Raw genomic sequence first — 12,640 nt, forward strand, 5'->3', positions numbered from 1 at the left:
TTCAATGCGCAAGGCTGACTGCATCGACAGTTGTCTAATCAGAAGGTGGTCGGTCGTTGATGGTGTCCGTTGCCCGTGAACAGGTGCTCACTGGTCAGCCGCGTGTGGGGCTGGTCCGATGAGCGACACCGCAACGCGTCCCGCGCACGCCCCGGTGGTGGCGAAACTGTCCACCCTGGACCGGTTCCTGCCAATCTGGATCGGCGCCGCCATGGTCGTCGGACTGCTCCTTGGTCGGATCATCCCCGGACTGGACACGGCACTGAGTGCCGTGGAAATTGAAGGGGTTTCGCTCCCGATCGCGCTCGGGCTGCTGATCATGATGTACCCGGTGCTGGCCAAAGTCCGCTACGACAAATTGGACTCCGTCACCGGCGACAAGCGGCTGCTGGTCACCTCCCTGGTGCTGAACTGGGTGCTCGGGCCGCTGCTGATGTTCACCCTCGCCTGGATCTTCCTGCCCGACCTGCCCACCTACCGCACCGGCCTCATCATCGTCGGCCTGGCCCGGTGTATCGCCATGGTGATCATCTGGAACGACCTGGCCTGCGGCGACCGCGAAGCCGCCGCCGTGCTGGTCGCGATCAACTCCTTCTTCCAAGTCATCATGTTTGCCGTCTTGGGCTGGTTCTACCTGTCGGTGCTGCCCGGCTGGCTCGGCCTGCACCAAGAACACCTGGACGTGTCGGCGTGGAAGATCGCCGGGTCCGTCCTGGTGTTCCTCGGCATCCCGCTACTGGCCGGGTACCTGTCCCGGCGGCTGGGCGAACGCGCCAAGGGGCGTACTTGGTATGAGGAGAAGTTCCTACCCCGGATCGGCCCCTGGGCCCTGTACGGGCTGCTGTTCACCATCGTCATCCTGTTCGCGTTGCAGGGCCACCAGATCACCGGTCACCCGCTGGACGTGGTGCGTATCGCGCTCCCGCTGCTGGTCTACTTCGCCCTCATGTGGGGCGGCGGTTACGCCCTTGGCCGCGCCGTCGGCCTGGGGTACGAGCGCACCACCACGCTGGCGTTCACGGCCGCCGGCAACAACTTCGAACTAGCCATTGCCGTCGCGATCGCCACCTTCGGCGTCACCTCCGGGCAGGCCCTGGCTGGCGTCGTCGGCCCCCTCATCGAAGTGCCCGTGCTCGTCGGCCTTGTGTACGTCTCCCTGGCCCTGCGCAACCGGTTCACCACCACCCGGGAGTCCGCCCATGCCAGCACCTGACAGTCCCGCCCTAACCGCCCCAACCGCCCCAGCCTCTCCTGCGGACCAGACCGCACCGGTGCGCCCGGTCGACACGGCGGCGATCATCGAAGACCTGGCCTACCAGTTCGACGGCATCTTCAGTCGCGACCAAGTCACCGCTGCGGTGACCGGGGCCCGTGATCTGCTGGAACCACGGTCGAAGATCGCCACGTTCCTGCCGATCCTGATCACCCGGCACGCCAAAGAACAACTGACCGCCACCGCACAAGCCGGCGGCCAACTGGGCAGGACGGTCCCGGAAATCCTGTTCGTCTGCGTCCACAACGCCGGACGCTCCCAAATGGCCGCCGCGATCGCCGCACACCTCGCACCGGGGAAGGTGCACGTGCGCTCGGCCGGATCCCACCCCACCGGGCAAGTGAACCCGGTCGCCGTCGAAGCCCTGCATGAGCGTGGCATTGACCTGACCGAGGCGTACCCGAAACCGTTGTCCGACAGCGTTGTCCACGCCGCCGACGTCATCATCACCATGGGCTGCGGCGACGCCTGCCCGGTCTACGCCGGGAAACGCTACGAGGACTGGGACATCCCCGACCCCGACGGGCAACCCCTGCCCGTGCTGCGCGACATCCGCGACAACCTGACCACCCGCGTGAGCGCCCTGCTGCGCGAACTCAACATCTAACCCGCCCTCGCACCGCTGCTGTTCTGCTCGCTCACCCCTTGTGACCTTCCTGCTCTTGAAAGGCCAACGTCCATGCACCTGGTTGCCATCGGTGGCTCCGACGCCGGTATCTCCGCCGCGCTGCGCGCCCGCGAACTCGACCCCACCACCGACGTGACCGTCGTCGTTGCCGACGCCTACCCGAACTTCTCCATCTGCGGGATCCCGTACTACATCTCCGGCGAAGTCACCCACTGGACCAACCTGGCCCACCGCACCCACGCCGACCTGGAAGCCACCGGGATGCGGCTGCGACTGGACACCCTGGTCACCGACATCGACGTCCCCGGCCAACAGTTGCTCGTCCGCACCCCCGACGGCGGCACCGACATCATCGGCTACGACGAACTGGTCGTCGGCACCGGCGCCGTTCCCGCCCGGCCACCCATCGACGGCCTGGACCAGCTCGGCACGGGCGACGGGGTGCACCTGCTGCACTCCATGGGCGACACCTTCGCCCTGACCGACTCCCTGGACCGGATCAACCCCACGAACGCGCTGATCGTCGGTGCCGGGTACGTCGGCCTGGAAATGGCCGAAGGCCTCACCGGCCGCGGCATCCACGTCACCCAGGTCGAAACACTCCCCGAAGTCCTGCCCACCGTCGACCCCGACCTCGGCGCCCTCGTGCACACCGAACTGGACCGGCACGGCGTCGACGTGCACACCAGCACCACCGTCACCCGCATCGCCAAAACCGACACCGGGCTGCACGTCACCGGCACCGGACCCGACCAGCAACCCCTGGAATGGGACGTCGACCTGGTCCTGGTCGTCGTCGGCGTCACCCCCGACACCGACCTGTTCGTACGTGCCGGAGCCACCACCGGGCCACGCGGCGCCGTCGTCGTGGACGAGACCATGGCCACCGGGCTGCCGCACGTGTGGGCCGCCGGTGACTGCGTCATCACCCACCACCGCCTACTCGGCACCACCTACCTCCCGCTCGGCACGACCGCGCACAAGCAAGGACGAGTCGCCGGAGAGAACGCCCTCGGCGGCTCCACGAAGTTTGCCGGAAGCCTCGGCACCCAAGTCGTCAAGGTCTTCGACCTGGTCGCCGCGCGCACCGGCCTACGCGAACACGAAGCCATCGCAGCCGGATTCACCCCCGTATCGGCGACCGCGACACCGGACGACCACAAGGCGTACTACCCCGGGGCGCAGCCCATCACCATCCGCATCACCGGCGACCAACACACCGGCAGGCTGCTGGGCGCCCAGTTAATCGGGGCCCGCGGCACCGAAACCGCCAAACGCGTCGACACCTACGCCACAGCCCTCTTCCACGGCATGACCGTCGACGACGTGTCCCAGCTCGACCTGTCCTACACCCCACCCCTCGGCTCACCCTGGGACGCAGTCCAGATCGCGGCGCAAACTTGGGCCCGGCAACACGCCATCACACCGTCGGCCGCCGCGCGGACAGCGATGACGTGAGTCGATGCCCTTGCTCCTCTGCGTCAAAGGCCCCGGCCCGCACCAAATAAGACGCGTCTTCGTCAGCCCGGCCACATCCTGGAAATCGGTGTGCTACCAGCCAGTCCCCGGTTCGGTTGCATCCGGTACCGAGGACCTGGGTTTACCGTCGATCGATGAGCACACCAAGGCCGACACCAGTGGATGAGGCGTGGATACCGGCGGATACGTGCACCCTGCCGACCACGCAGCGACCAGTGCGGGTCGCCGGATTCGATGACTTGTTCGCAACCGCTGCCAGGGAAATAGACCACGCGAGCCCGACCCGAGCTCGGCTCGCGCTGGTCGGCGAATTAGACCCGAATTAGACCTGGTCGCGCGAGTGGAGGAGCTGACGGCCCGAGAGACAGCCTGCTGCTCGTTCTTCACGTTCACCGTCACCTCGAGCGCCAGTGCCGATCCGAATGAAGTCCGTGTCGTGCTCGACGTTCAGGTCCGGGAGGCCCGGGCCGACGTCCTCGCGGCCCTGGTCACTCGGGTCCGTGTCAGCCCGCGGGCCTGGCCTGAACAATGGCTGAACCCGGCGAGGGGCCTGCGGCCCGGGCAGGTTGCCGACCAAACCGGAGCCAATCGGGAAGCACATCGCTAGTGCGAACGATGCGGCCGAATCACCGTGCCCAGCCATTAGTCGAGTCTCGACATCGTCTGTCGGTGAGTTTCGACAACAACCGATCCGTCCATTGGATGTCAGTGAGCATCCTGGTGGCCGCTCGGTTGTCACATCCTTGGTCGTCAGCCGTGATTCGCGGCAGCGGCACGCTTCAACGCGTGCCGTAGCTCGCGCCCGTCCGGCACACCCTGCCCGCCCGGGTACATCCGGCACGCAAGAGCCGGCACGGCATCCGTTACCGCGAACGGGTCAACACCATCGATCAGGATCGTCGGCGAGCCCACAAACCGGTGCCGCTCGGCGGCCGACTGACTGTCGATCACCACCACGTTGACACTGACCTTGCCCAGGCCGACCTCATCCAAGGACGACCGGAGCAAGCGCAACGCACCGTCCTCGTTGACGCAATCAGGCACGACCAGAAGTTCAACACGCATGCCCACATCATCCCCCGGGTCGGCGCGGGCGTGGTGTCCCTCGGCGTGCACGGATTCGTCGCCACTTTGCAACCCGGCGCCGCGTTCGGACGCATCCTCGCCGATTACGGCGGCGTTTTGTCGCTGGATCCCTGATCTGGGAATGGTCGCCGATGGCTAGCGACGCGATCGGTGGGACGTCGCCGGAGCCCTCGTCTGCCTCCTCGGCGTCGCTTTGATCATGTACGCCCCGCGCGGAAACCGATCGCGGATGGTCAAGCGCGTAGCGGACAGCCAGGTCTGATCCCCAGGAGTGCCCGAGAACGATCCACAAACGGCTACTCCCGGCACATCAATTCCCGCCCCTGCCAGTTTTTGCCGGGCGACGGAAGAGCTTGAGCGAGCATGGCCCCGTCGCCCGTGTGCAAACCTCGCACTATGTTCTGGAGGTTCTTGCTTACTGCCGTCCGATCCCGATATAGTGTTTCGCCGCTTGGGCGGCCAGGATCACACCGGCAAGACGTGCATCCGTAGCCATCATGAAGTTACGTCCATAGGTTTGTGTACGACCGATCCGGTGATCGTGTCGCTGCGACGTGAGCGCGATCGCCGCCGCTCGCGCTAAACCCGCACGGCGCGGCTGCACCATCGTTCACTCGACCCGGCGCTCGGTTCGGTTCAGTCAGCCCTAGGGAAACGCTGATCTATTGACGGTCTGGCGCGCCGGTTGCTGGGAGAATCGGGGCATGCCTGGTTCTGATGCGCAGCAGCCGAGTTTCGCCGATGTGGAGTATGGGAACCGCCGTCGGCGCACGCGCCGGGATCAGTTCCTGGCGATGATGACCGAAGTGATCCCGTGGGATGAGTGGACGGGGCTGATCGTGCCGTTCTATCCCACGACCGGTCGCCGAGGTCGCCAGCCGGTGCCGGTGGAGACGATGTTGCGGATGTACCTGCTGCAGGTGTGGTTCTCGTTGTCGGATGAGGGTACCGAGGATGCGATCTACGACTCGTACGCGTTCCGCACGTTCCTGGGCTTGGACTTCACCCCCGCCCAGGTGCCGGACGCGACCACCCTGTTGCATTTCCGGCACTTGATCGAACAGCACGACCTGGGCAAGGCGTTCCTGGATGCGCAGACCCGGTTCTTCGAGGCCAACGGGTGGATCATGCGGGGCGGGTCGGTGATCGACGCGACGATCATCGCCGCCCCGAGCTCGACGAAAAACGCTGCCGGAGCGCGGGATCCGGAAATGCATCAGACCCAGAAGGGCAATCAGTGGCATTTCGGGATGAAGGCCCACACCGGCGTGGACGCAGGGACCGGGTACGTGCATACCGTCACGGTGACGGCGGCGAATGCCGGTGACATCACCGAGGCGGCCAAGCTGATGCGACCCGACGACGAGGTCGGGTACGCCGACGCCGGATACCAAGGCGTACAGAAGCGGCCGGAGATCATCGGCGATCAGCAGCTCGCAAAGATCGAGTGGCGGGTCGCGGCGCGCAAGTCCAAGCTGAAGTTGATGCCGGTGCACGATCAGCAGGTGGAGTCACGCAAGGCGTCGGTGCGGGCGAAGGTCGAGCACCCGTACTTGATCGTGAAACGTGACTTCAAGTTCACCAAGGCCCGATACCGCGGGTTGGCTAAGAACCACAACCTGCTGCAGGTGTTGTTCACCAGTGCGAACCTGCTGATGCGTACCCGAGCGGTCCAGATAGCCGGGGTGCCCGGGCGGTAGCCTGCCCACAAACCGGCAGCAGGCCCCGGAAATCCCGGGGAACCGGCCAAATCGCAGTGGTGTCAACCCTATTCGCAGTGCCCCACGCGACCTGCCGCACCAGGGTCGCCCCAAAATGGCACTTAGATCAGCGATTCCCTAGCCGTCTTGCCCTGTTCCCGAGATGTGCTCGGTCCATGCTCTCTCTGCTTCTTCGAGGCTCATCGCCTCGACCCGGGAGGCCGGCAGGCGCACCACGTACAGCAGTGCATCAGTCAACCACTTCGGGACAGGCTCGGGCCGTTCCGGTTCAGGCGCCGCGGTCAGGCCGCGTGCCTGCGTGGCAAACAGCTTGAGGACCTCGGTCAGTGCTTGGGTCTTGGTTGAGGATCCGGTGTCAGCGACACGTTGTTGAATCTCTGCGTAGACCTCGCTGTCCTTGCGGTAGCCGACTGCCCAGACCTCCGCGATCTCGATCCGGAAGTCGCCCACGTCGTCCTGACCGACCCGCCAGACCACACGCCAGTATCGATCTCCGACGATGATCTTGCGGTAACCGATGAGACCGCCGAGCAGCGGATCTCCTGCATAAGGGTCCCGTTCGAGCTGTAGCATCTTCTTCAACGCCCACCGCACGATCTGCGGGTCCGCTTTGAACAGGGTGCGCAGGTCATCGACGGCGTCGTCGGTCAGCCGCACGACGCACCCAGGGACATCCGGGTGCTTCTTCTTTTCAGGCACGCCCTATTCCAGACCCGTCGGCGCGGGGATCACGCGCGGCCCGCGGCGATGTCGGCGTCGAGCTCGGCCTCAAGTTCCGCCCGATCGAACCCGAACGACGCGATAACGTCATCCAACTCCGTGCGGTTGCCGCTGTCGGACAGCTCGCGCGCCAAAACCAGAGAGGCAGCGATCAGGTCAGCGCGGACACGATGCAGCTCGTCGAAGTGCTCCACCGAGATGACCGCAGCGACCGCGCGACCGTGGCGCTCGACGATGAGGTCCTCGCCATGTTCAGCGTCCTTGACCAATCCCGCGACACCGCGCCCCGTCGCCGCGGTCACGGATAGGGTCCGCTCGGGGTGCACGTCAACGAAGCTGTCCATGGATAAAACTGTACAGGAAACTGTATAGATCGCAAGCGACTCTCACGCGCCTGGGCGAGAGTTCACCGCCCGGACGCGGACCACGACGATCACTTCGCACCATCCAACCCGACTCGGCCAGGTGCTATCAGCCGAGCTTGAATCTCCCGGACATCCTCGACCTGACCCGGGCTGCGGGAGCTGCGCTGCACCAGGTGCTCCCAGATAGTTTCCGATACAACTGCACTTTTATCGGGTTCTATCGTGGTGGCGATGTCGTTCTCGCGCAGCTCGAGCTCAGCAGCTGGTACGAGGCGCCGCACCCCGAAACCAACGGCCGGTGGCACCGACCTGCCTGCGCGGACCGGCCACATCGATCCGGAAGGCACGCGCCGCGACGTACGAGACGGCCCACAGGTTCAATCATGAACACCTCCGCCCACTTGCGCGCCCAGCCCGACGTCGGTGGCTCGCTGGCCGTGGCGGTCGATCACCTCAACGCCACGATCGAGAAAGGGCTAGCTACCCAGCGAGCCTAAAGCTACCGGAAATCCGCGGAATCCCGGCCTTCGAGGTGGTCGGGATAACGGACAACTCCCCCTCCGGACACATATTTGCTCGACCACCGTTTCGGTGGTCGAGCCCGCCCAGCGCCAGAGACGCTTCAACTCGTCTCTGGCCTGGGTGGTAGGCGAGATGCAATCCGAGTGTGCGATACAGCTGCCCCTTCTCCTGAGGGCCCGCGATCGTCAAGATCCTGGTCACTCCCCCGAGAGCCTGCGCGATCTTCGCCAGGTCCTCTTTCGTCGGCGCGGCCTGGAGGATCTGGGCGAGTTCTGCCTTATATGCCTGACGCTCCTGACTGCGTGACTTGATCATGGCTGCAAGCTCGGCGACTTCTTCGGCTACTTCGGCGGTCGCCACGAGTGCGTTGATCTTCTTGTCGAGCGCCTTGATCTTCTGTCGCAACTCTGAGGCGCGGGCTGTGTGTTCGGATTCCGGTCCCGGTATCGATGCCAGGACTTTGGGAGTGGCCAGCGAACCGATCCACGTGTCGAGTGCACTGACGATGGTCGATTCGTTGACGGTCAGCGAGCGCGGATGCTCAGGATAGGCAGCTGGAGGCAGCGAGCGCTGATCGCGAAGGCTGCAGCGATACAGGATGCGCCGGCTCCCGTCTTTCCTGACTCGCGAGTGCGCGGCGCCCTGCATACGGTGGCCGCAGATGCCGCAGAACAAGATTCCCCGCAATGGGTACTCGTATGACGTCGACCGCAAGCGGCGCTGAACGTTACCCGGTTCCGTCAGCCGCTGGCGCACGTGCGACATCAACTCAGGTTCTATGAGTACTGGATGGGTTTGGGTCGTGGCTCGAACCCACTCCGCTGGACTGTTCCAGCGCATACGGGTCACGTTGCCTGCCGCGACGTCCTCGGGGTCGATCAGCGACTCCTGCTTGCGTTGCTTTCCCCACACTCGGTAGCCGCTGTAATTCTCGTTCATCAGGATTGCCCGAACCGCGGTGTGCGCCCAGCCCACGGGGTCACGGTGCGGGTTGCGAGCCGGATCGTGGGCAGACGGACTTGGAACACCCTCTGTGGTCAAGACGTCAGCGATAGCTCGGAACGACTGCCCATCTGCGTACATCCGAAAGATCCGTCGCACGGTTGGCGCGGTCTCGTCGTCCAGAGCCAGTCCGTGGCGGCGCTTGCCGTCGGCCGCCTTCGAGGGGTTGGGGTGCGGACCCGCGTCGACGAGACGGTATCCGTATGGTGGCCTTCCGCCCATGTGCCGGTCGCCCTTGAGCGCGAGGTCAGTCATGGAAGCTTTTGTTCGGAGTTGGATCCGGGTGCGCTCTCCTTTGGACATGCCACCGAACAGGGTCATCACGATGTCGTGCGCTTCCGAGCCGGGGTCGATTCGTCCGCCGACCTCAGGTACCCAAAGTTCCACGCCGTAATGAGTGAGCACAGGGAACGTCAGCCCGAACTGGTTGCCGTAGAAGGCTCGTTGTGGCTCTCCGGTGACGACCGCGTCGAACGGGCGGCCCGGTCGTTTGATCTCCTCGAGCAACGCCGCGGCCCGCGGCCGGCGTTTCCACGGGATCGAGCGAGACTGGCCGATGTCGAAGTACTCCGCAACGATCGTGCCGTCGACCTGCTCGATGATCTGTTTGGCGCGTCGAATCTGCCAGCCTCGCGATGCTTCGGGATCTTGGTTGTCTTCCGTGCTGACTCGACCGAGGAAGGCGAATGCCTTACTCATGCGGCGTCCTCGTTGTTGTCGGCACGCTGGGCGTGCAGACGCCGGAGGATGTTGGCCAACACGGCCAGTGCTTCGGGAGGCAGCTCATAATCCGACGGCAGCGAGTCAGTGTCGAACTCGACCCTCTCGGCGGAACGTTGCGTGCTCATGTCCTGCACAGTGCGACGCAGCCTTCGCCCGAGGTAACCGTTCGTCAGCCCGTCACGTCGTCGTCAAGAGGATCAGGGTGGCGCGGTGGTTGACTGACCATGGGTGGCGGCCCCGCTGCCGACGATGAGCGGAACACCCTCCGGTTCTTACTACGGCGGCACCGCGTGGGCGGTGACCAAAGTTCCAAGCAACCGGCGGCGGCCGCCGAGTTCGCCCGGTGGCTCGGCGAGAACCCGCAGGCGATCAAGGCACGCGGTGACGCCGGATCGGCATACCTGGCCTATCCGGGCATGACCGATGTCGCCAAGAAGGTCCACCATGCCAGTTACTTCGGCAACGACATGTACTCCGTCTTCGACACCGCGTACCGATCGGTCAAGCCCGGCTGGCAGTGGGGTCCGGACTGGGACGTCAGCAACACAGCCTTCACCGCTGTGTTCGGCAAGGTCGGTGCCGGTTCGACGGTCCCGAAGGCGCGGTCCGCGGCGCAGGCCACGACCGTCTCCGGACTGAAGCAGAAGGGCTTCGCGATCGCGAAATGAAGCCTGCCGCCCGACCCCTCGCCTCACCGGCCCGGCCGTAGCGCCGCCGTCTGTCACCGGACGGTGGCGCCCGGGTCGCGGCGCTCTATTTGGCGCCGTTCTTCGTTCTCTTCGCGCTGGTGATGATCGCGCCGATCATCTACGCGATCAAGCTGAGCCTCTTCAGCGAGAAGCATTCCGGACTCGGTTTCGGTGGTGTCAAGACGGTCTTCTCCGGGCTCAGCAACTACCGCGAGGTGCTGCAATCCTCTTCCTTCACCTCCGGATTCGCACACCTCGCTCTCTACTGCCTGCTCTACATCCCGGTGATGCTGATCGGCGCAACGCTTCGCGCTCCTGGTGGACGCCACGGCCGCCCGGATGCGTAAGACATTTCTGACACTAGTCTTCCTGCCGCACGCGGTGCCGAGTGTGATCGCGGCACTGATCTGGTCCTACCTGTTCGCACCCGGCATCAGCCCGATCGTCGCCGCACTGGGCCGCATCGGCATCCACACCGATCTGCTGTCACCGCACCTGGTGATGGGCTCTATCGCAGGCATCGGCGTGTGGGAGTGGACAGATTACAACGCGATCATCATCTTCACCTCATTGCAAGCGGTACCGCACGAGATCCTGGAAGCCGCCCGGGTCGACGGCGCGTCCGAACTGCGGGCCACGCTGAGCATCAAACTGCCGCAGATCCTGCCGGCCCTCGCCGTCGCTCTGCTCTTCACCATCATCGGGACCCTGCAGTTATTCACCGAACCCCCATCCTGGCGCAGTCGACATCCAGCGTCAGCAGTGGCTGGGTGCCGAAAGTGTGGGCCTACAACGCCGCCTTCAACGATCACAACCTCGGCCACGCGGCCGCATCGCTGATCATCGCCGTCGTCGCCGGCGCGTTGTCGTTCGTGGTGACCCGGCTGAGCTCGAAAGTGAACGCGTCATGACCGCCGCCTCCGTCCCGGCCCACCAGCGGTGCGGCCGCTCCCGCGCCGGCCGCATCGGACCCGGCACGGGCAGCGTCTTCACCGTCAACATGCTGCTCGTCCTCGGCTGCCTCTACATGGTGCTGCCGCTGGTGTGGTTGCTCATCTCTGCGACCAAGAACAGTGCCGACCTCTACGACACCGGCGGATTCACCCTGGGCAAGTTCAACCTATTCGACAACATCCGGATGGTCGCCACCACACAGGGTGGCATCTTCTGGCGGTGGATGCTCAACAGCATCCTGTATGCCGGGGTGGGCGCCGTGATCGGCAGATTCGTCTGTGTCATGGCCGGTTACGCGTTCGACAAGATCAGCTTCGCCGGCAAAGACGGCATCTTCGGACTCGTCCTGGTCGGAGTGCTGATCCCCGACACCGCCACCGTCATACCGCTGTATCTACTGGCGTCCGAGGTACACCTGACCAACACGATCTGGTCAATCATCCTGCCGTCGCTCTGCAACCCGTTCGGTGTCTACTTGGCGCGTGCCTTCAGCGCCGGGTACGTGCCGAACGAGACTCTCGAAGCAGCCCGGATGGACGGTGCCGGATCGGCGCGGACTTTCCTGTCAGTCGCTCTGCCAATGCTCCGGCCCGGGTACGTGACCATCGGCCTGTTCCAGTTCGTCGTGATCTGGAACGACTTCATGCTGCCGCTGGTAATGCTGCAGACCAACAAGCTCTTCCCGGTCAGCCTGAGCATGTCCATCTGGCAGGGCTACACCAAACCGCAACCCGACTTCATGCCACTGGGGCGAGTTCAGGCGGTGAGTGCAACGTCCCGGATAAACTTGTCGAGCCTCTCACACGGTGTAGCCCATTCGAGTGTCTTGCGGGGTCGGGTGTTCAACAGGTCTTGCATGTGTTGGATCTCGATGTCACTGATCTGGTTGAAGTCGGTGCCCTTGGGATAGAAGTCGCGGATCAGCCCGTTGAGGTTCTCGTTACTACCGCGCCGCCAGGGTGAGTGTGGATCACAGAAGAACACCGGACAGTCGGTCGCCACGGTGAACTGCGCGTGTTGGGCCATCTCGATTCCCTGATCCCAGGTGATCGTGCGACGCAACGTATCCGGTAGCTCGGCGATCATGCGGGTCAATCGGTCGATCACGGTGTCTCTGTCCCGGGCGCCGGGCAGCCGTCCGATCAGCGCGAACCGGGTCGTGCGCCCAACCAGAGTGATGATCGCGGAGTGGCCGGCCCGACGACCAGATCACCTTCCCAGTGGCCTGGGACGGCCCGGTCCTCGACCCCGGGCGGTCACTGAGCCGGGCACCCTGCAGCCAGGGACGGCTGGACGCGCGCGGCAGCCGCGACTGCGGGATACGACCGGTGCGTCCGGACCGCAACGCCTTCACCATCAACTCTTGCCGCAACGCGCCCTTTCCCTGCACCGGTCGATGGTTCCATCCCCGGATCAACAGGTACGCCCAGATCACAGTGCGCTCCAAGCCCCGGGGATACCGAAGGCACCCCGCGCGC

At 64.8% G+C, this 12,640-nt stretch carries 12 protein-coding genes and 3 pseudogenes; 9 read left to right on the top strand and 6 right to left on the bottom strand.

Annotated features, from left to right (window positions below; genetic code table 11):
- The first annotated feature begins 118 nt into the window (after positions 1-118).
- The 3 genes from arsB (at position 119) to ACZ50J_RS11975 (ending at position 3,359) form a co-directional block, all read left to right on the top strand.
- On the top strand, positions 119-1,213 hold the full coding sequence (arsB, locus tag ACZ50J_RS11965) for an ACR3 family arsenite efflux transporter (protein WP_123270029.1): 1,095 nt from the start codon (positions 119-121) through the stop codon (positions 1,211-1,213).
- The gene (locus tag ACZ50J_RS11970; protein ID WP_464297399.1) at positions 1,200-1,880 is read left to right on the top strand and encodes an arsenate reductase ArsC; all 681 of its coding nucleotides are present in this window, start codon (positions 1,200-1,202) and stop codon (positions 1,878-1,880) included. Before arsB ends, ACZ50J_RS11970 begins: the two co-directional genes overlap by 14 nt.
- A gap of 72 nt (positions 1,881-1,952) precedes the next feature.
- On the top strand, positions 1,953-3,359 hold the full coding sequence (locus ACZ50J_RS11975; protein WP_123270027.1) for an FAD-dependent oxidoreductase: 1,407 nt from the start codon (positions 1,953-1,955) through the stop codon (positions 3,357-3,359).
- 771 nt (positions 3,360-4,130) lie between these two features.
- Here the strand turns inward: ACZ50J_RS11975 and ACZ50J_RS11980 are convergent.
- The gene (locus tag ACZ50J_RS11980) at positions 4,131-4,445 is read right to left on the bottom strand and encodes a hypothetical protein (protein ID WP_123270226.1); all 315 of its coding nucleotides are present in this window, start codon (positions 4,443-4,445) and stop codon (positions 4,131-4,133) included.
- A gap of 21 nt (positions 4,446-4,466) precedes the next feature.
- Between ACZ50J_RS11980 and ACZ50J_RS11985 the strand changes: the two are divergent.
- A pseudogene (locus ACZ50J_RS11985) lies at positions 4,467-4,728 on the top strand (YnfA family protein); the annotation flags it as partial.
- Positions 4,729-5,170: 442 nt separating this feature from the next.
- The gene (locus ACZ50J_RS11990) at positions 5,171-6,166 is read left to right on the top strand and encodes an IS5 family transposase (RefSeq protein ID WP_123270026.1); all 996 of its coding nucleotides are present in this window, start codon (positions 5,171-5,173) and stop codon (positions 6,164-6,166) included.
- Between the two features lie 138 nt (positions 6,167-6,304).
- Here the strand turns inward: ACZ50J_RS11990 and ACZ50J_RS11995 are convergent, their stop codons facing one another.
- The 4 genes from ACZ50J_RS11995 to ACZ50J_RS12010 all read right to left on the bottom strand — a co-directional run bounded on the left by ACZ50J_RS11995 (position 6,305) and on the right by ACZ50J_RS12010 (position 9,644).
- On the bottom strand, positions 6,305-6,844 hold the full coding sequence (locus ACZ50J_RS11995; protein ID WP_123270025.1) for a type II toxin-antitoxin system RelE/ParE family toxin: 540 nt from the start codon (positions 6,842-6,844) through the stop codon (positions 6,305-6,307).
- 71 nt (positions 6,845-6,915) lie between these two features.
- On the bottom strand, positions 6,916-7,251 hold the full coding sequence (locus ACZ50J_RS12000) for a type II toxin-antitoxin system prevent-host-death family antitoxin (protein ID WP_123270024.1): 336 nt from the start codon (positions 7,249-7,251) through the stop codon (positions 6,916-6,918).
- A gap of 501 nt (positions 7,252-7,752) precedes the next feature.
- Positions 7,753-9,495, bottom strand: a complete 1,743-nt coding sequence (locus tag ACZ50J_RS12005) for a recombinase family protein (protein ID WP_464297400.1) — start codon at positions 9,493-9,495, stop codon at positions 7,753-7,755.
- Positions 9,492-9,644, bottom strand: coding sequence for a hypothetical protein (locus ACZ50J_RS12010; protein ID WP_464297401.1), 153 nt, complete (start codon positions 9,642-9,644; stop codon positions 9,492-9,494). Before ACZ50J_RS12010 ends, ACZ50J_RS12005 begins: the two co-directional genes overlap by 4 nt.
- Before the next feature lie 165 nt (positions 9,645-9,809).
- Between ACZ50J_RS12010 and ACZ50J_RS12015 the strand changes: the two genes are divergently transcribed.
- The 4 genes and pseudogenes from ACZ50J_RS12015 to ACZ50J_RS12030 form a co-directional block, all read left to right on the top strand.
- Positions 9,810-10,187 (top strand): hypothetical protein, encoded by a 378-nt coding sequence (locus ACZ50J_RS12015; protein ID WP_464297402.1) that lies wholly within the window; start codon positions 9,810-9,812, stop codon positions 10,185-10,187.
- Positions 10,188-10,276: 89 nt separating this feature from the next.
- Positions 10,277-10,555 carry a hypothetical protein gene (locus ACZ50J_RS12020; protein WP_464297403.1) on the top strand — a complete coding sequence of 93 codons (279 nt, stop codon included), beginning with the start codon at positions 10,277-10,279 and terminating at the stop codon, positions 10,553-10,555.
- 43 nt (positions 10,556-10,598) lie between these two features.
- Positions 10,599-11,048: a carbohydrate ABC transporter permease gene (locus tag ACZ50J_RS12025; protein WP_464297404.1), complete on the top strand. Its 450-nt coding sequence runs from the start codon at positions 10,599-10,601 to the stop codon at positions 11,046-11,048.
- Between the two features lie 397 nt (positions 11,049-11,445).
- Positions 11,446-11,826, top strand: a pseudogene (locus tag ACZ50J_RS12030) (carbohydrate ABC transporter permease); the annotation flags it as partial.
- Between the two features lie 92 nt (positions 11,827-11,918).
- Here the strand turns inward: ACZ50J_RS12030 and ACZ50J_RS12035 are convergent.
- A pseudogene (locus ACZ50J_RS12035) lies at positions 11,919-12,552 on the bottom strand (IS30 family transposase); the annotation flags it as partial.
- Positions 12,553-12,640: the final 88 nt, after the last annotated feature.

The organism is Flexivirga sp. G2, from assembly GCF_055397625.1.

Excerpts from the sequence above, each read along its gene's own strand:
- ACZ50J_RS12000 (WP_123270024.1), bottom strand. The coding sequence starts at position 7,251 with ATGGACAGCTTCGTTGACGTGCACCCCGAGCGGACCCTATCCGTGACC.
- ACZ50J_RS11970 (WP_464297399.1), top strand. The coding sequence starts at position 1,200 with ATGCCAGCACCTGACAGTCCCGCCCTAACCGCCCCAACCGCCCCAGCC.
- ACZ50J_RS11975 (WP_123270027.1), top strand. The coding sequence starts at position 1,953 with ATGCACCTGGTTGCCATCGGTGGCTCCGACGCCGGTATCTCCGCCGCG.
- arsB (WP_123270029.1), top strand. The coding sequence starts at position 119 with ATGAGCGACACCGCAACGCGTCCCGCGCACGCCCCGGTGGTGGCGAAA.
- ACZ50J_RS12010 (WP_464297401.1), bottom strand. The coding sequence starts at position 9,644 with ATGAGCACGCAACGTTCCGCCGAGAGGGTCGAGTTCGACACTGACTCG.
- ACZ50J_RS11990 (WP_123270026.1), top strand. The coding sequence starts at position 5,171 with ATGCCTGGTTCTGATGCGCAGCAGCCGAGTTTCGCCGATGTGGAGTAT.
- ACZ50J_RS11980 (WP_123270226.1), bottom strand. The coding sequence starts at position 4,445 with ATGCGTGTTGAACTTCTGGTCGTGCCTGATTGCGTCAACGAGGACGGT.
- ACZ50J_RS12005 (WP_464297400.1), bottom strand. The coding sequence starts at position 9,495 with ATGAGTAAGGCATTCGCCTTCCTCGGTCGAGTCAGCACGGAAGACAAC.